Below are 19,706 nucleotides of genomic sequence, written 5' to 3'. Positions count from 1 at the left end.
ATTTTAGTATTACGATTTATGTAAACTATATCAATTTCTCTTTCATGGCCTTTTCAATGGCCTCGGCTTTCGAATGAACTTCCAGTTTCCAGTAAATATTCTTGATATGGGTTCTAACCGTTTCTTTATCAATAAATAATCCTTCGGCGATATTACTATAGCTTTTTCCTCTAGATAGCAATTCCAAAACTTCTGTTTCTCTGGATGATAGTGGCGAGTTATGATTTTTCTGAAATGAGGCCACTACCAATCGGGCAATATTAGTACTCATCGGTGCACCTCCACCCATAATCTCTCTGATGGCTTCAACCAGGCGTTGCGAGGGCATATTTTTAGTCAGATACCCACCTGCTCCGGCACAAAGCGCCTTGAACACCAAATCATCATTTTCATATACCGTCACTACAATTATCTGTGCATGCGGATAAATCTTTTTTGTCCGTTCGATACCTTCAATGCCATTCATACCCGGCAATTCAATATCCATTAATACTACATTGGGTTTGTCGTTCTGTACGTTTTTCAGAAAATCCTCACAGTTATTATAGGCACTCACTACTTTGAATCCCTGATTTTCGTTCAAAAGCATGACGAATCCTTCCCGAATAATATTATCATCCTCTACCAGACTGATTTTGATAGGGTTTGTATTTTGATAGCTCATTTTTTTAAATTGTTGATGACCAACTTCACAGTCGTTCCCTCGTTGTTTTTTGAAATAATCTCTACTTCTGCACCGATTTTCTCGGCACGACTACGGATATTCCCCAGGCCATTGCCGTTATTAGGTTTATTTGCCTGAATCCCGATGCCGTTATCCTGCCAGCAAATTGTCAGTTTTTTGTTTTCCAGTTTAAAATTCAGCTTTACTTCGGTGGCATTGGCGTGTTTAAGTGTATTCATGATGGCTTCCTTAAACAACATCACCAGGTGTCGACTGGCACCCATTGGTAATTTGATTGCCTCAAAATCTTCTGAAATACCTTCGCACACAAAGCGAATATCCCGTTTGTCTAATATCTCATCACAAAAATCCTTGATTCTAATGGCAATTTCAAATAGATTATCGTGGTCAGGATTAATTGCCCAGATAAAATCTTTGGTACCCTGATACAATCGTCCGGCATTGTCTCCTATTTTGCCCAGCAAAACCATAGCCTCTTCACTCTCCGATTTTTTGAGTTTGTTCTTTATCAATTCTGTTAATAATGAAATGCGGGTCAGCGAATTCCCGAATTCATCATGCATATCCTGCGCTGCAATCTTTCTCACTCTTTCATTTTCTTCTGATTTTACCCGCTCAATCTCTAAGATACGGTTCACTCTTACCCGGTAAAAAGTCATTACTATGCTACCCAGTGCTATGAATGAAAGCAGGAAAAACCACCATCGCTGCCAGAAAGGAGGTGCTATTGAAATCGGGATTGTCAGAATATCTTTTTCATTCCAGAAACCCTGATTATTGGCACTCTTGATTTTTAGCTGATATTCTCCTGCTCTTAGGTTTGTGAAATTGATATAGCGACGAGTACCATAATAAATCCAGTCTTTATCAAAATTCTCTAGTTTATAAGCTATCTGGTTCTTTTCAGGATTTGTGAAGTCGAGTGAGGCAAAGCGGAAAGCAAAGAAATTTTCGTCATAATTAAGTTTTATCTTCCCGTCTTTCATGAGTAGGCTATCCAGATTCTGCTCCTTTTCAAATTTCATAAACGAGGTAATGACCGTTTTAGGCAGATGTCGGTTGCTGGTCATGTGCAAGGGGTGAAAACTCACAAAAACTCCTAAGCCACCAAAGAAAATCTCACCTGACTTAGTCTGAAAATACGCCCCCGAATTAAACTCTCTGTTTGATAAACCATCATCTGATGAATAATTCAGAAAAGACTTGTCTTTTGGATTAAAACATGAAATCCCGTTATTAGTACTCATCCAGATTCTGCCTTTGGCATCAGCCAGAGTTGAGTAGACAAAACTATTGGGCAAGCCATCTTTTTCGGTATAATGAATAAAGCTCTCTTTGCCATTCTCAACCACCAGTTTGCTTAAGCCTTTTGGGCTGCCTACCCATATCTGATTATTTTTATCGACCAGAATAGATAGTATCAAATCATTAATGAGGCTTTTAGGGTCATTCGGATTATTGGCGTAGGTTTTAAAGGTTTCAGTTACCGGATTAAACTTTATCAGACCATTATAAGTGCCTATCCATAAATTACCTTTACTATCTTCCTGTAAAGCTGCTACTGTCAGCATAGCACCATCCGGTGTTTTGTCGTATCTCTTTACATTACTGCCATTTACGTGCAATAAATACCCTCCTGTGCCTATCCAAAGCGAATGATTCTTATCTTCCAGAAAATGCAGGATCGATGGCTCCCTACCTTTTATTTTCGGAATCGGGAAATTATAGAACTTATCCGCCGCCCGGTTATACCTGAATACACCCTCATTGCTGCCCACCCAAAGGTTTTTACCCGAATCCTCAAAAATGACCTGATGCGAATTAAGTCGGTTATTAGTGGCGCTGAAAAGATACTTTTTATAATTGCTCGTATGCGAATTAATTCTGAAAAGCCCCTCGTAAGTACCTACCCAGATATCGCCATAACTATCTTTACATATCCCAAAAACCGATGTGGCGGCTATGGAATTTTCTCTGGCCAGAATCTTGTCCCATTGTTTAAAACTGTTTTTCGAATGGCTGAATAAATGCACCCCGGCCTCACGCGTGCCTATCCAGATAATATCTTCGTTGGCTTCTTTTCCTTCATAAATTGAGAAAATTGCGCTACTTTTCAAGCCTTTTTTGCTGAGAGCATCTTCTTCAATATGTTCTATCAAATCAAAGGTATTTCCTCTTACCTGATAGCGGAATACTCCCCGAGCCATTGTTCCTACCCACAAAGTATTAAATCTATCAACCATGATAGCCGATATGAAAATATCCGGCTGAATGAGTTGCTCCGAAAAATCCTGTAATTCGTTGCTATTCAGGTTAAGCCGGAAGAGCTTTTCCTGTGCGGCTACCCATAGGTTATTCTGTTCATCACAGAAAATTCTTTGTATCGGGAAATTCAGTTTTTTGTAAAAATCCTGTGGAGCATTGTTGGCATGTAAGAACTCAACCTGTTGTTGTTCTGGCTGTTTATCAGGGTTTTTAATAAATACTTTGCTCAAGCCTATCTTGGTTGTGAGCCAGATTCCACCTTTTTTATCTTTTACTACATAACCCACGCCATAACTCCCTAAACTTTTACGATTAGTGGAATCGTGTTCATAATGAATAGCCATGTAAGATTTACCTTTAGGAATCAGGCGCCATAGGCCATTATACGTGCTAACCCAGATAGTTTTTTGTTGATCTTCTACAATACCGGTAATGATATATGAATAATCGGGTTTATTCTTACCAAATAAATCGGTGTGCCTTTCGAAATCTTTTGAGATATTATTGAAGCTATTTAAACCATTCTTGGTACCAACCCATAGTTTTTCGCTTGAATCTTCATATAAAAATGTCACATCATCGTTTGAAAGTGTGTTTTTTTCAAACGGATTATTATAGAAATGCTTCATCTGAGCGCCGTCATAGCGGTTGAGCCCGTTCTGAGTTCCAAACCAAATATAGCCCTCTTTATCTTGCAGAATCGTACGGACTTCACTCTGGCTAAGCCCCTCTTTCAGACCAATCTGGTCTAAAGTGGGTACAGCCATCAACCGGAAACTCAATATAAATACCAGGAAAAACAGTCTTGCTAACATACACACCAATTGAACTGCTAATGTACGAATATAATCCTTATCAGAATCTCACCCAATTTGGGGGTATTTGACATGTAGTCTTGAACTGTGATTTAGCTGATTTATCAGATGTAGCTGATAACAAATTTCGCACAATTGATCAAGTAGATTAAAATTCTGAATGTTAATCAGTGTAATCATAATAATCGGTTAAATCGAAGTTCAGACAATCAATTCTGGAAGTATTAAAAGCGGACATCAGCTTGTCCATTTTCGGACGAAAATTAAAATTATTGCTTTGTAATCAATTGATTATCATATCATTAATTATTTGGCATAAATTTTCGGCTATATAAACCACCTTCATTTAAACCCGATGCTTATGTTTAGCAATTACGTAAAAATCGCCTGGAGAAATCTCTTCAAAAATAAGTTGTATAGCTTGCTAAATATTGCAGGACTCACCTTTGGACTCATCTGTTTCTTCCTGATTGGCTTGTTTGTTTTTGATGAATTGACTTTTGATGAACAGCATAGTCAGGCCGATCGTATCTATCGGTTGATTGAGCATAAGAGCGAAAAAGGTGAGCAAACCGTGATTGCGGGTGGTTCTTTTAAAGTTGCTGAAGAAGCAAAAAAAGTAATCGGCGAAGTAGAAAACACAACCCGGATGAGCCGAGTCGGAAGAGGTAATCTGATTAACCCACAAAGACCTGAAATCAATTTTCAGGAGGATGTTACAATGGTTGATGGCAATTTTTTAAAGATATTCGACTTCCCACTTGTTGAAGGAAACAGAGAAACGGCTTTAGTTGAACCTAATACCATTGTTGTTACAGAAGAGCTGGCGTTGAACCGGTTTAATACGACAAAAGTATTAGGCAAAACACTAAAATTCAATTTTATAGATGCGCCATTACGAATTACAGGCGTATTAAAGAATCATCCTAAAAACTCGAGTTTTACTTTTAATAATTTACTTTCAGAAGCTACCAATTATAATGCAATTTATTTCCAAAATCTTATGCATAGTGATTGGTTGTCAGATAATTTCTCGGTCTATTTTTTATTAAAACCTCAATCTAATGTGGGTAATGTAGCTTTGAAACTGAAGAATCTGGTTCTTAAAAATTATAAACCTGAAACAGGAACTACTTTTTCGTTTGAGTTACAGAATCTTAAAGATATTCACTTAAAATCAGAGGAAATTTATGATGGCGCCAGAAATTCTAATGTGACAGCCATAGCGCAGGGTAATCCATTATATATAAAGATATTTATTTATATAGCCCTTTTTGTGTTGCTAATAGCCGGTATCAATTATATTAATTTATCAACGGCCAAAGCTTCGAACAGAAGTAAGGAAATTGGGGTACGGAAATCTCTGGGCGCAGAAAAAGGAAGTCTGGTGATTCAGTTCTTGCTGGAAGCCTTTATTATCACAGGCGTTTCGTTTGTATTGTCAATATTGTTTTTGCAATTTATTCTGCCATTTTTCAATCAGTTTACCAATAAAGAACTTACGCTTAATCTGAATACCGATTACCGAATCTGGCTTTTGGCTATTGGTGCTTGTATTTTTACCAGTTTGTTTTCAGGATTTTATCCGGCCTTTCTATTATCAAGTTTGAATCCTTTAAATCTTCTAAAGGGATTGAAAACGAGTAATAATATGGCGACAAATCTGCGCAAGGGATTGGTATTTACGCAATTTGCCATTTCTACAATCCTGATTATCTGTACGCTGGTAGTTTATGAACAAGTCCGGTTTCTGAATAATACCAATCTTGGATTCAGAAAAGACCAGATGGTGGTAATTGATGTAAATACCGAAGCGGCTCGTAGAAATATGGCGAGCCTCAAAAATGAAATGGCCAAAATAAGTGGAGTGAAAAGCGTATCGGCTACTTCAAGAGTGCCTGGTGAATGGAAAACCTATCGGAGAGTGAAGACTTATCAGGATTCGAATATAGAAGCTGAAAAAGAGTCTTTTTACTTTGCAGCTGATGAGAATTTCATGGAAACCTTCAATGTGAAACTTATAAGCGGCAGAAATTTTGAGCAAATGACTGATTCAGGCGCGGTGATTCTCAATGAAACTGCTGCAAAAGCCTTGAATATTAAAGAAGCGAGCAATCAGTTGATTACGATTCCTGCTATTGCCCAGGCAGAAACATTTAATACACTGGATAGCCCGATAAAGATGCGTGTGGTTGGGATTGTAAAAGACTTCCATTTTCAATCATTGAAAACGAAGATTGAACCATTGGTTTTGGGATATATCAAAAATCCGATTCAGGAGGTTGATTATTATACTGCCAGAATCGAAAGTACAAATATTGCGGCTACACTCGAAAAATTAAAGGCCGTGATGGTCAATAATGATAAAGATGATCCTTTTGAATATCATTTTCTGGACGAGCAGTTGCGCTTGTTTTATATGGAAGATGCCCGCCGACAAAAGATGTTAATATGGGCGGCTTTATCTACCATTTTTATTGCCTGCCTTGGTTTATTCGGTCTGGCGACTTATGCAGCCGAACAAAGGGTGAAAGAAATAGGTGTGAGAAAAGTATTGGGAGCTTCTATATTCAGCCTGACAACTTTACTTACCAAAGATTTTTTGAAGTTAGTTTTTATTGCTATTGTTTTGGGTGCGCCAACAGCCTGGTGGGCAGCTGATACCTGGCTAAAAGAGTATGCTTATCATATAAATATAGCCTGGTGGATGCCCATAACAGGAGGTTTATTGGCAGTATTGATAGCCATCATCACAGTCAGTTATAATACGATCAAGGCTGCCTTGCTAAACCCTGTGAAATCACTAAAGAATGAATAGTTAATAAGTTTTAATTCATATTTTCCTTTATATACATTGAGCCAGGGTATTCCCCTGGCTTAATTGTTATATTGTATTCATTTACAGAGTTCTAGCAATCAAAAGACACATATTTTTTACTTTTTTTGTAATAAAAACCTCTTTAGTCGGAAAAATAATCCAGATATACGTACAAAATCAATTATTTTTGCAATTATTATTTTTATATTTACCTTTATGCAAGAGTCTTGCATTGTTAATAAACCTAACTATTAAAAGTCAACCTGAATAAATATAAATCAAGCATAGGTTTTTATGCATTTGCAATATGGCATTTAGTAATATTTTATTGATTGATGATGATGACGACGATCAGGAGATTTTCCAGACGGCTCTTCAACAGATATCTTCTACTGTACAATACAATTATTTTAATAGTGCTCGTGAAGCATTGTCGAAATTAGCTACAAGTGAGCGTTTACCCGAAGTTATTTTCCTTGATCTCAATATGCCCTTAATGACCGGTCAGGAGTTTTTGCTTCATATCAAGCAAAATCAGCAATTGGCACATATTCCAATCATCATTTTCTCAACTGCTTCTGATACGGCAACCAAAGAACTCACCAGAGACTTAGGTGCTCATGATTTCATAACCAAGCCAGGGGATTTTAATGAATTAATCAGTTTATTAAAGCCCTTAATCAAATAGCCCTTATGAGCACCTCGAACCACCTATTCCATGATGTTCCTTTTTTAAAAGGAGGAGGTGAAATGGGTGCTTTAATGCGCACAAAAGACTGGGAGAATACAGTCTTAGGCATGCCTGACCAATGGCCTGTGCAGTTGAAACAAATGACTGCCACATTATTGAGCACCTCAGCACCTATGCTCATTAGCTGGGGAGCCGAATATATTCAACTTTATAACGATGCCTTCCGGCCTATTATGGGTAGTACCAAACACCCGAAGGCTTTAGGAGCTAGGGTTAAGGAAACTTCTGCCGAAATATGGGATACAATCTCTTCACTTTTCGAGAAGGTAAAGCAGGGCGAAGCCGTTGATTTCAAGGATTTTAAGCTACAAATAGATCAAAATGGTCATTTAGAAAATACTTATTTTGACTTTTCTTATAGTGCAATCAAGGACGAAAACGGAGACATTCAGGGGATTCTGGTAATCTGTAATGAAACTACTGAGAAAGTAAACTCACTTAAACAGCTTTCTGAAAGTGAACAGCTTTTCAGAACGATGGCAGAGCAAAGCAATGTGCTTATTGCGTTGGGCGATGCCGATGGGAATACGGTTTACTTTAATAAAGCCTGGAGCGAACTTACAGGAAAAACCACTGCTGAACTGGCTAATAATGGATGGGTTAATACTATTCATGCAGAGGATTTATTTAAATTCAGAGAAAATTCTCTGAAATCTTTCCAGTTGAGAGAATCTTTCAAAGATGAGTTCAGGATTTTGGGGAAAGATGGCAACTATCATTTGTTTTTAGCGCAGAATAATCCACTCTTTAATCAAGATGGTGTTTTTGAAGGTTACTTGGGGTTATGCACCGAAATCACTGAGCGTGCCGAGCATCAACATGAAATCGAGCGGGCTTTTGAGCAACTTCGTTTATCGAAAGAGGCAGCACAATTAGGTACTTTTGATCTAGACCTTGAAAAGGGTATATTAGATTGGGACGAACGCTGTCGTATTCTTTTTGGTATCAGCCATAAAGAGAAAGTGACCTATGAAAAAGACTTCGTAAACGGACTACACCCGGATGATCGTGAACGAGTGCTAAATGTAATTGATCAGTCTTTCACAAAAGCTATTAATAATGGCGACTATGATGTAGAATACCGAACGGTTGGCTTTGAAGATGGGGTTGTGCGATGGGTAAAAGCCAAAGGAAAGGTATTTTTTGATGAGAATGATAGACCTATCCGCTTCATAGGCTCTGTGTTGGATATTACTGAGCAAATGAGTGCCCGACAGCAACTAGAGCAAAGTGAGGCACGATTCCGAGCACTGGTTGAAGAAGCTCCTGTGGCTACCTGCCTGTTTTTAGGTAAAGAACAAGTAATTGAAGTGGCGAATGAAAAGATGCTTGGTTTGTGGGGGAAAGGTCGTTCGGTATTTGGTAAGCCTCTGGTAGAAGCCATACCTGAGTTAGTCGGGCAATCGTTTCTTGAGATTCTGGATACCATTTTTACCACAGGAGTAGCTTATACAGCCAATGGTATGCGCGCAGATCTCGAAGTAGATGGTGTATTAAGTACGTATTATTTTGATTTTACTTATAAACCACTCCTGGATACCAACGGTGAAGTATATGGCATCATGGATATGGCGGTGGATGTAACGGAACAGGTATTGGCTCAGCAACGCATTGAAGAAAGCCAGAGGGAATTACTTTCTTCATTCGAAGAATCACCTGTATCTATTGCCATTATCAGTGAAGATAATCTTACTTTCAGAAATGTTAATACCTCTTATGCGGCGTTAGTTGACCGAAAACCGGAGGATTTAATTAATAAACCTCTCTTGGAAGCTCTGCCTGAATTAATAGGTCAGGGGTTTGACAAACTATTAAGAGGAGTGATTGAAACCGGCACACCTTTTATTGCCAATGGTGTGAAGGTAGATTTAATGAAACATGGCAAACCCGATTCTGTGTATGTCAATTTCACCTATCAACCTCGCTATGAAGGCACTGATAAAGCAGTAGGAGTATTAGTTGTGGCGACCGATGTGACTGAGCAGGTGCTTTCACGCAAGAAGATAGAAGAAAGTGAAACCAAATTACGAAGTATTATTTCTTCGGCGCCCGCCGGAATTGGTTTATATGTAGGCCCAGAACTGATTATTGAAAACCCTAATCAGACTTTTATTGACCTGATGGGAAAAGGCCCTGATATTGTCGGGAAGCCTTTAAGGGAAGTAATGCCTGAACTGATTACTGAAAATCAGCCTTTTCTGGCGATATTAGAGAAGGTATTTAAAACGGGTAAGGAGTATCATTCATCAGACTCATTGGCTAAAATAGTAAAGAATGGGGTGATGACAGAAGGATATTATAATATCACTTATACTCCCGTTTTTGATGTTGAGGGAAAAGTATATGCCATATTAGAGATAGCAGTTGAGGTGACAGAACAGATACAAGCACAACAAGCTTTGGAGGAAGCTGAAGCAGATTTACGTTTGGCAATTGAATTGGGAGGTCTGGTCACATGGAAATTAGATATTAATAATCTGACTTATAAATATTCACCACGCTTTATGGAGTGGCTTGGATTTGACGCAGATACTCAAGACCTGATGGCAGCCTATAAACCTTTACCGGGCGAATATAGGGAATCAGTACCAGCATTAGTTGCTCAAGTAATTGCGCCAGGGCACTCGGGTTTTTATGATAATATTCATCCGGTTGTTAATCATAAAACCGGACAAGTGCGGATGATTCATGCACAAGGCCAGGTATTTTATGATGCGGCGGGTAATCCGGCTTTTCTGAGTGGAACAGCCCAAGATATTACCTTGCAGCGAGAAATGCAACTGGCATTAGAAGCAGAAGTAAAACAACGCACGAAAGATCTGGATATAGCCATAGAAAAACTTCAGGCTACTGTAGAAGAGTTGGCTGAATCTAATACGAAACTGGTGCAATCTAATGCCGAATTAGCTCAGTTTGCCTATATCGCTTCACATGATTTGCAAGAGCCGTTGCGCAAAATCAGTACTTTTTCTCAATTATTAGAGCGTAGTTTGGGAGCAAATCCATCGGATGAGGCAAAGAACTTTCTAAGTAAAATCAGAAGTTCATCTACCCGCATGACAGCGCTTATCAGGGATGTATTGATGTATTCACAGTTGGTGAAAGAGAACGATACTTACGAAAAAGTGGATTTGAATCAGGTTTTTGAAAATGTAATGGCTGATTACGAATTATTGATTGAGCAAAAAGAAGCAGTTATTAATCATACCGATTTGCCTATCATAGATGCTATCCCACTACAAATGAGCCAGTTATTTGCTAATTTATTAAGCAATGCATTGAAATTTGTAAGGAAAGATGTGAAACCTGTTATCAATATCAATGTTTCAATCCTGACAGATAAAGAAGCAGATGCCTTTGACTTATCACCTAATTATCAATACTATAATATTCAGTTTGCCGATAATGGCATTGGCATCCCATCTGAATATATCGAAAAAGTATTCCATATCTTCCAACGCCTTCACCGTAAATCAGAATATGAAGGCACAGGCATTGGTCTGGCTATCTGCAAAAAAATAGCCCAGAATCATCACGGTGACATCAGCATTGAAAATAATAGTACCGGTGGAGCAACATTTTATGTAATTCTACCTACTAATCAACAGCTATAGTTGAGGGGGAATCAAGAAAAAAGCCGTATTTCTACGGCTCTATCAATCTAAAATCTAGGTATTTCTCTTATCTGAAATATTTTTTCAGATGCTTATTTTTCTTTTTCAGAATCAGTTCAGGTAAAACACCAGACCATGAAGTTGGAATTTCTTTGATCCCAAAAATATTGGCAACTACCAATGAAGTATTCTTATTACTATTCGGATAATCAACCAGACCTAATGTATTGATTTGTGGGCCAGTGGCGGCCCAAGGCACTTGCATTTCTGACATCGTTACACCACCGTGACCTGTTGGAATACCACCGTGGTCTGCAATCAAAATAAAGTGGGTATCGTTATACAGATTTTCAGATTTTAATTGATTCATCAGTTTGCCAATGGCCACGTCTGCTTCTTCAATAGCCGTTATGTATTCTGGCGATAGCCATTTATGGTCATGGCCTGCATGGTCAATATGCACTGTATACAAGAAAACCATGGTAGGTTCTTTCTGATTTTTCACTATAAAATCATTCGCCTTCTGATAGTTACTGGCATAAGCAAAATTATCTTCAAAAGAGGCTTCATCCAGATATTTCTGGTTGAAAGACTTAATCAGGTTTGCCCAGTTATAATAATATGCGGTTTTGACATTAGGCACCTGATCTTTCAATAATTTAAAAATGTTTGGATAAAATCCTTCTTTATCTGCTTCAACAGGTTGCAAATCATGCTTGTCGATAGTCCAGTTATTATTCACTACGCCATGTTCTTCCGGGCCTGCACCTGAGAAGTGGCTTGTCCAGTTTGGCATCGTTACCGAAGGCATTACGGGTCTGGTTGTCAGTGATAATACACCATCTGCAACCAGCGCATCAATATTCGGATGCTTTGCCATTTTGTATCCTTCGGCACCAAAACCATCAAGCCCGATAACCAATACTCTTTGGGCGAAAAGGGTGGTTCCGAATACAGAAATGAGACAAGTGGTCAGAAAAATTACTCTGATAGATTTCATTAGCAAGAGGAAATAGAGGTTGATATTGAATGTAAATCTTACAAACGTAATATTACTTAAATACCCTTTGGCTTTATGCCTATTGATATTATCATTTGGTTATTTCAACCAATAGGTTTTATCCATTTACCAATTTATTGTTTATTCTCCCGGATGATAACTCTTCTCTGCGTTTTTCAAGACATCTTCTTTATAGAATAAAACCTCTTTAAACTGGCCTTTGGTATACATTTCGGCCTGGTCTTTAAAGTGTGGTGACTTAGGGTCGCCGCTTTCTCCACCTGCCAATAAAGATTTTGCTTTGATTTTTGAGCCAAATTCTATGGCACATATAAAGCTATTGCCACTGATGCCATATCTTTTCTTTGTATTCGGGTATACGCGGCTATTATAAGAAGGCAACATTCCCCAAAGTGCAGAAGCATAGCCCATCGGAATACTTGCCTGTGCATCATCATATTTCCCTTGTATATCGCCCGATAAACGTTGAAAACGATTGATGTCTCCCCAAGGTTTTTGCCATACACCGTATTTAGTTTTTAAATCTTTGATAGCTTGCGCGAATGGTTTTAATAGCTGGTCGGCTGTAGCAACTGCCGCGAATTTCTTTGTTCTTGTTACCTGGTCGTCTTCGCCTTCATCTATATAAATCTTTTGTATTTCGCCTCCCAGCTTCTGTGCCCATTCGATGGCAATGGTTGTTTCGACTGAGTTTTCTCCGGTTCGGTAATCCCATTTTTTTAATAGAGCAATCGGATCAGCCAATTGGTTATATAGAGAATCTTGCTCTTGTACATTAGTTTCAAAAGATTTTACCAAGGCTGGTACCAGAACCTCAAACGCTGATAAATAAGTATCATAGCCGGCGGCAATTACTTTATCAATCGTAAACTGGTTTCCATTGCTTAGCACTCTTGCGGCATTTACTCCTCTGAAATTCTCGCCATCAGGTGCCATATACGGTGGGTAATCTGTCTTTTTGGGACTGCTTTCGCCGGAAACTGTAAAAGGCGTAGAATTACAATTCTGTATCCAGCCACTCGCCGGATTATAGATATGTACCGATTCATCTACGCTATGCAAGCCTTTCCATTCGGTAGTGCTGATGCTCCCATCTACAGGTTTCGACCAATTCAAAGCTTTGTCTCTTACAGGTACATAATTTCCATGCCAGTAGGCGATATTTCCTTTATTATCGGCAAATACTGTATTATTTGATGTATTGGCTTTCAAATCCATTACTTTCTTGTAATCTTCCAAACCTTTGGCTTTGGTACGTTTCCAGCTTTGGATTAAACTTACTACCGAGCGATTATAAGACCTTAAGCTCATCCACAAATCATTGCGTTTGGCTATTACAGGGCCATGATGGGTAGCATAGGTTGTAAACTCACGGGTTTGCATTTGTCCGTCTTTCAGGTATTTAATCGTAATTTTCTTTTCAGTGACAGGTTTTAACTGTCCATCGTATTCATAGAAAAACTTGTTCTCTTTTTTGGTAATTTTCTCCGCATATAAGTCTGATACATCTACGGCACTTGAGGTATGCATCCATCCGCAATAAGGATTAAAGCCCTGATAAACAAAGAATTGACCCCAGGTTACGGCACCATAGGCATTCAAGCCTTCTTCACTTACTACCTGTACTTCCGGGCGGAAATAAAATGTTACGTGTGGATTGATATACAGAATGGCATGACCTGAGGCTGTTTTTGATGGGGCGAGAGCAAAACCATTGGAACCAGTTTGATTTTCGGGATCTTTGGGTTCGTCTACATAAGACATTTTATCACCAGAATAAAAGTTCTTTAACTCACTGATTGTAGCGTCTGCTGTGCTGATAGCCCCGATGCTACCATCTGTCCACAAGAGTGGATACCAAGGCTTGAAGCGGGTAAGCATGGCCGGTTTAACATCCGGGTGTTTATAGAGATAGTAGTTGATGCCATCTGCATAGGCATTCATGAGTTTCTTTAACCAAGGCTCGGCTTTGGTATAATCGGCAATGGCTTCGGTAGTATCAATCAATAAGCGTATCTGTAAATCATTATAGAGTTCTGATTCTCCTTTTAGTTCTGCCATTCTGCCTAATTTCTCGATGTAGTTCATTTCTACCCGCTTGAAATCGTCCTCGCATTGGGCATATAATAAGCCAAATACCGCATCAGCATCTGTTTTGCCGTATACATGGGGTATCCCCCAATTATCACGGATGATAGTAATCTGTTGGGCTTGTTGCTCGAAACGTTTGATTTCGGCTGATGAAAATGACTGTGTAGTTTTTTGAGCAGATAACGAAATGGGCAACAAGAGCAAGAATAAAAGTCGCTTCATATCAATTAGTAGTTTGTTTAGATGTTTTGCTTCACAAAATACATAATTAATTCTGAAATGCCAATTCGGGGTTTATGATATAGACCAAATGGCCTTTTATCACTTCCACTAAGGCACGATTTTTCAAATAGCACCAAATCTGTTGATTCGATAATTTACAATCTAAAAAATCGTGCTGTAATGGAAATAATACATCTATGCTACCACTTTCCCCATGGCAGGGTCTGTAAAGCTTGATTTTCCGGTTTCTACGTGGCCGGCATAACGTTTTTCGAAGGTTGTATTGCCTTTTACTTTTACGCTGAAATCGTACCAGTTGAAGCTTTTCGCAAGGTCTATTGCAATGGTTGCAGTGCCTCCGGCAGCTATAGTCTTGCTATGGTTCCCGTTTTTATACGATTGGTCTATGATTTCAATACTTACCGGACTTTGCGTATTCAGGTTTTTGATTTTTATTTCCACATTACCCGTCAGTTTCTTAGGGCTGCCTTTTACGCGTTGGTACTCACAGCTGATTTCCAGCATTGGGTCGGCGGCACTACCTTTGAATTCTCTCATATAGCCATTAGGGCCATAAGTAATCAGATGGTATTGTTCGTTTTCAAAATTATCCAATGCCCATTCGTCTGAAAGTTGGTCGCCATTGGCTACGGCGTAATTCCAGGTTCTTACATCTTCCCAACCTGTTTTCTGATTGTTTTTGTCACGGACGGCATATTTGCCCGGTGCATATACAATGAAAGGTGTACCTCCGGCTTGCTTACCAAATATTTCGTCTGCCGAGTGCATATTGATACTGAATAATTTTTTATCAGCACTCAATTTACCATCTACATACGATTGATATGGAATAGCTAATGATTTTCTTACACCCGGCTCTTGCTTAGGCAAAATACCTAAATCTTTGCCTGTATTCAATTGCTCTATTTCGCTATTGTTTAATGCCTTAAAGTTTGAAGGCAAGCCTTTAAACTTGGCATTGTATACAGTCTTGATAAAGGCTTCTTTTTGTACAAATGCCGGAAGTTTGATTTTCTCTCCATTATATGGTTCAAAACTAGACGTTAGGTCGCCACAAATGGTTCTACGCCATTCGCTGATATTGGTTTCCTTGATGTTCTTGCCTGTTTTATGGCTCAGGAATTTCTCTAAGAATTGCAAGATTGAAGTATGGTCAAATACTTCTGAACATACATTTCCGCCACGGCTCCAAGGAGAGGCAATTACCAAAGGAACACGGAAGCCCAGACCAATCGGGCTTGCGCGGGAGTCCTTCTCAGGGTTAGCACGTTTGCGTTTTAATTCCTGTGCCAAACTTACCTGCTCTACTCCGGCGTCGATGCCTTTGGATACTTTTCCTGCGTGTGGTTGATGTGGATTCGGTGGGACAAAAGGCGGTACGTGGTCGAAATAACCATCATTTTCATCATAACAAAGAATAAATACAGTCTTTTTCCAGACTTCCGGGTTTTTAGTCAGAATTTCCATTACTTCTGACAAATACCATGCACCATACCAGGGAGCGCCCGGGTGGTCAGAGAAATTTTCAGGAGCAACAATCCATGATACTTGCGGAAGTTTGTCAGTAGCCACATCCTCCCGAAACTGGTACAACACATCACCTTTTGGCACTTGTACCTGACGTTTCACGCCATTGTCTTCGTATTCCAGGGTTGTCAGTTCGTGATAATGAGGGTCTTTTCTATTGTTTGAAAAGGCTTTTTTATGAATATTCTTATGAAAATCTGATAATTGTTCGAACTTTTCAGGCTTCCAGTCTTCCAGTTCTTTTTTGGCGCGTACAAGGTACTGCTCTTTCTGTTCTAAATCTTTTTTTGCTTTGTCATATTCAGCTGTGCCAGCTGTCAATGTACCTAATTTAGTTTTGGCAGCAGTGATTTGCTCAGGCAACGCTTTTTCCATTTTCAGTAAATACTGATAAAACTCAGGATGGAATTTTACATGATATTGCTCAAACCACTCAATAGGATTATCGGTAAAGTTAGCCAACCAGGCATCTTCTTCGCCTTCTAAACCTGTATCAAGACTGATTTCATTCTGATAGATTTTCCATGAAACATTATTTTCCTCCAATCGCTCCGGGAATGTCTTCCAATGTGCCCATCTATCATAATCTACGTCTTCGTTTTTTACGTTGGCTTTTGAAGTTTCATTTTGTTCTTCCTTGATGGTTCCTGTCCAGAGATATAAACGGTTGGGTGTAGTACCTGTCAGAGATGAACAGAAATTCTGGTCACAAACAGTGAAAGCATCAGCCAAAGCATAATAAAACGGTATATCTTCACGGTTGTAGTAGCCCATCGTCAAAGGCATTTTCTTGAAATCCTTATTGCCTGACTGTTTTACGTCTAACCATTTATTGTATTTCCCTTCGTTACGGGCATCTACCTGATTTTCCCATGAGTGCGGTAACGAACTCATCCAGGTAGCTTTTGTATCCTTTAAATCCAGTCTGAATGGAGCGTAGGTTTCTCCGGCAGCATTCGGCTGAAGCCATACTTTATTTTTGTTAGGAAGCGAGATAGCCCGAGGATCATTAAAACCACGCACTCCTTGCAATGTGCCAAATGAGTGGTCGAACGAACGGTTTTCCTGCATGAGAATCACTACGTGTTCGGCATCCAGGTAGGTACTGCCCGCTTTGGGGTCAATCGCTAAGGCTTTCTGAATTACTGGTGGTAGCATTCCGGCTAATCCTGTACCACTAGCTAAAATTGAGGCTTTCTGAATAAATTCTCTTCTGGTCTCCATAAAAAGGCTGTCGAAGTAATAGAGTGTGTTTGTATAAAATCTTGCTGTAAATATAAAACTAATAAGCGCTCTTCAATCTGAATGAGGGTAATTATTAACAATATCTTTACTCTGATACCTATACTTCTGAACCTTGCAGATGGACTATTCTTTTAGAAAATCTAACAATGGCTTAATAAACTGGTCGAAAGCCTCGATATGTGGTAAATGGCCCACACTTTCAATCGGCACTAGCTTGCTTTTGGCTATTCTGGCCTGAGTTTGCCTACCAAGTTCGGGATAATTGCCCATGGTGGCCTGTAATTCTTTTGGAGCCATATCTTTGCCGATAGCTGTTCTATCTCTTTGCCCGATAATAAGTAAAGTAGGCGTTTCTATTTTTTCAAATTCATAGACCACGGTTTGGGTCATGATCATATCGGAGGTCAAAGCTGAGTTCCATGCGATTGTTGGATAATCTTTATTCAAAGTCCAACCAGCTAAAGGTGCCAGCCATTCTTCGTAGGCAGGTTTCCATTGTCCGTCATAATAGTTGGTTTGTTGGTATTTCTTTAATGACTCATAATTCTGTTTCAATTCTTTCTGATAGGCTGCATCTAAAGTCTGATAAGGCACTTTGAGTTTATAATCTTCCAGACCGATAGGATTTACTAGAATAAATTTCTCAGTCATTTCCGGATACATCAATACAAAACGAGTGGCCAGCATCCCTCCCATCGAATGACCTAATACACATACTTTATTAATGCCTAATCCGTCTAATATCTGCTTCGTATTTTTAGCTAAATCCTGAAATGAGTATTGATAATGTAAAGGCTTGGATGATTTACCAAAGCCTATCTGGTCGGGAATAATTACCCTATACCCTGCTTTTGTTAAAGATTCGGCCGTTTGTCGCCAATAGGCTCCGTTGAAGTTTTTGCCGTGCAAGAGCATCACTACTTTTCCATTGGCTTTGTCGGGCTTTACATCCATATAAGCCATCTGCAATTCCTGTTTCTGGGAACTGATAGTAATTGAACGCACCGGAAAAGGATATTTATAATTTTTCAGATTCAAGTCCATCGGTTGTACCTGTGCATAAATATTGCGTACTGACAGAAGAAATAGAAAAAGAAGACAGGATTTAGCTTTCATGATTGCTTTGTGTTAATTGAAAGGACATTATGAAAGCTTAAAATAATGTGCCAGAGAGTTTGGAGAAGGAAAAAAGGAACAGGAAAAAAGAAGCGTGGGACTGGGTGGCACGCATATACTCGTCTGAAAAAGTGCGTGTCACCCTTAGCTGCGCCAAATAGCCATTCTGTTTAGATAATGTTTCACCATTATATAACAGCGAACCTCCGGTTCGCGCCACATTGTTTTTATGCTTCACGTAACACTAAATCAAAAATATAAAAATCTCCAACAGAATTTTTGCGTAGGGCAGTTGTGACGACTTTTATCATCATTTCAATGGATGGCGTAGAATAGAGAACTTTTGCTAGTTGTAGCAAATGAGTATTGAAACGGGTTTTATCTTTTTGCTCGAACATCGTTTCGTAGATGCAATGATAAGTGATGAGATGAAACTTTTCATCCCGCAAATCATAGACTATAATCGGATTAGCCGTATTGATGCCAAAGCAGAACAAAAAGACCGGAAAATCGAATAGACGTAGGCCATTCAGACTATTGATTAAATCGGCGTCGAAGAACTCGTACCATTGGAATATGCTGTTGACCCCCTCCTTTTTTAACGCTCCTTGAAGTTCAAACAATTTAGTAATCATTAAATCGAGCGGGATGGCATCATAGCTGAATTGCTCCATTGGCAGCCAGACATCAGTGGCTAAATCGAGGTATTCTAACGATTTTTTAGCTAAATCTAATTTATAATCGAACAATGGATAGCCTGGTGCGAAATAGCCTAAGTAGAAGAAATCGAGCCCTCTTTGCTTTGAAAAATCCATTTTCAGATACATCAGATATTTACCAAGGCTGTGTTTTTTATATTCAGGGTCGTAGAAACAGGAAATTCCGGCAGAGGTCGTTTCACCCAAATCAAAAAAACCACAGGCTATTAGTTTTGACTCATCATAAATACAAATCTCTAGCGTGTCGTAAATATCATTTGCTCCATGCCCGAATAATAATTGTTGTAAATTAGGTGCGGTATCAAATGCTACGTGGTTCTGGTATTGCTGAAAAAGACTTTCTTTCGCTTCATCAACAAAGGCTTCCCGGATATTTACTGTAAATTTTGCGTTTAGTTTCTGTAATTTCTGGTAAGTTTTAGAAGACTCAAGTGCATTCAAATCAATTCTGAGCCAGATAGCACTGTAAAGAATATCTTTAAATTTCAGGAAATTGGTAGTAAAAATCGCCTGCCCCATTCTGAACCAACCGTCTTCAAGGTGCGCATCTAAATCTTTGGGTTCGAGTGACGAGGGATAATATAATTCTGCTAACATGGGTAGTATCAATTCTGCCCTTAAACTAAGCATAAAGCCCTGAAATTCAAAAAAGAGAAGGAATTTAGTTTTGAAACCATATCAATTAAAAATGAAAATCTCAGCAACGGTTATGGAGGATTTCTGAGAATCATTATTGAAATGACATTCTATACTCATAAAATTCTCCAATTTAAAAGTAAGATAATACAAATTTAAA

At 38.9% G+C, this 19,706-nt stretch carries 10 protein-coding genes; 3 read left to right on the top strand and 7 right to left on the bottom strand.

Annotation, left to right across the window (positions count from 1 at the left end):
• Window positions 1-25: 25 nt before the first annotated feature.
• Complete coding sequence (locus ACYVFA_RS24525) at window positions 26-664, bottom strand: response regulator transcription factor (protein ID WP_460474498.1); 639 nt, start codon at window positions 662-664, stop codon at window positions 26-28.
• The gene (locus ACYVFA_RS24520; RefSeq protein ID WP_460474497.1) at window positions 661-3,765 is read right to left on the bottom strand and encodes a ligand-binding sensor domain-containing protein; all 3,105 of its coding nucleotides are present in this window, start codon (window positions 3,763-3,765) and stop codon (window positions 661-663) included. The genes ACYVFA_RS24525 and ACYVFA_RS24520 overlap by 4 nt, the downstream gene beginning before the upstream one ends.
• Window positions 3,766-4,126: 361 nt before the next feature.
• Here ACYVFA_RS24520 and ACYVFA_RS24515 point away from each other — a divergent pair, with 361 nt between their 5' ends.
• The 3 genes from ACYVFA_RS24515 (at window position 4,127) to ACYVFA_RS24505 (ending at window position 10,948) form a co-directional block, all read left to right on the top strand.
• Entirely contained in the window at window positions 4,127-6,583 is a 2,457-nt protein-coding gene (locus ACYVFA_RS24515; RefSeq protein WP_460474496.1) for an ADOP family protein, read from the top strand.
• 307 nt (window positions 6,584-6,890) lie between these two features.
• Window positions 6,891-7,271, top strand: coding sequence for a response regulator (locus tag ACYVFA_RS24510; protein WP_460474495.1), 381 nt, complete (start codon window positions 6,891-6,893; stop codon window positions 7,269-7,271).
• A gap of 5 nt (window positions 7,272-7,276) precedes the next feature.
• Window positions 7,277-10,948, top strand: coding sequence for a PAS domain S-box protein (locus tag ACYVFA_RS24505; RefSeq protein WP_460474494.1), 3,672 nt, complete (start codon window positions 7,277-7,279; stop codon window positions 10,946-10,948).
• A gap of 67 nt (window positions 10,949-11,015) precedes the next feature.
• On the opposite strand, the gene ACYVFA_RS24500 is transcribed toward ACYVFA_RS24505, so the two are convergent.
• The 5 genes from ACYVFA_RS24500 to ACYVFA_RS24480 form a co-directional block, all read right to left on the bottom strand.
• Window positions 11,016-11,948, bottom strand: a complete 933-nt coding sequence (locus tag ACYVFA_RS24500; RefSeq protein ID WP_460474493.1) for an alkaline phosphatase family protein — start codon at window positions 11,946-11,948, stop codon at window positions 11,016-11,018.
• Window positions 11,949-12,089: 141 nt separating this feature from the next.
• Window positions 12,090-14,282: a penicillin acylase family protein gene (locus ACYVFA_RS24495; RefSeq protein ID WP_460474492.1), complete on the bottom strand. Its 2,193-nt coding sequence runs from the start codon at window positions 14,280-14,282 to the stop codon at window positions 12,090-12,092.
• A gap of 195 nt (window positions 14,283-14,477) precedes the next feature.
• Complete coding sequence (locus ACYVFA_RS24490; RefSeq protein WP_460474491.1) at window positions 14,478-17,054, bottom strand: phosphocholine-specific phospholipase C; 2,577 nt, start codon at window positions 17,052-17,054, stop codon at window positions 14,478-14,480.
• Between the two features lie 144 nt (window positions 17,055-17,198).
• Window positions 17,199-18,191, bottom strand: a complete 993-nt coding sequence (locus ACYVFA_RS24485; RefSeq protein ID WP_460474490.1) for an alpha/beta fold hydrolase — start codon at window positions 18,189-18,191, stop codon at window positions 17,199-17,201.
• Window positions 18,192-18,418: 227 nt separating this feature from the next.
• The gene (locus tag ACYVFA_RS24480; RefSeq protein WP_460474489.1) at window positions 18,419-19,507 is read right to left on the bottom strand and encodes an arginyl-tRNA--protein arginylyltransferase; all 1,089 of its coding nucleotides are present in this window, start codon (window positions 19,505-19,507) and stop codon (window positions 18,419-18,421) included.
• Window positions 19,508-19,706: the final 199 nt, after the last annotated feature.

This window comes from Emticicia fontis (genome assembly GCF_054779675.1).
The sequence above is the reverse complement of the archived record's forward strand: the minus strand, read 5'-3'. Positions and strand labels throughout refer to the sequence as shown.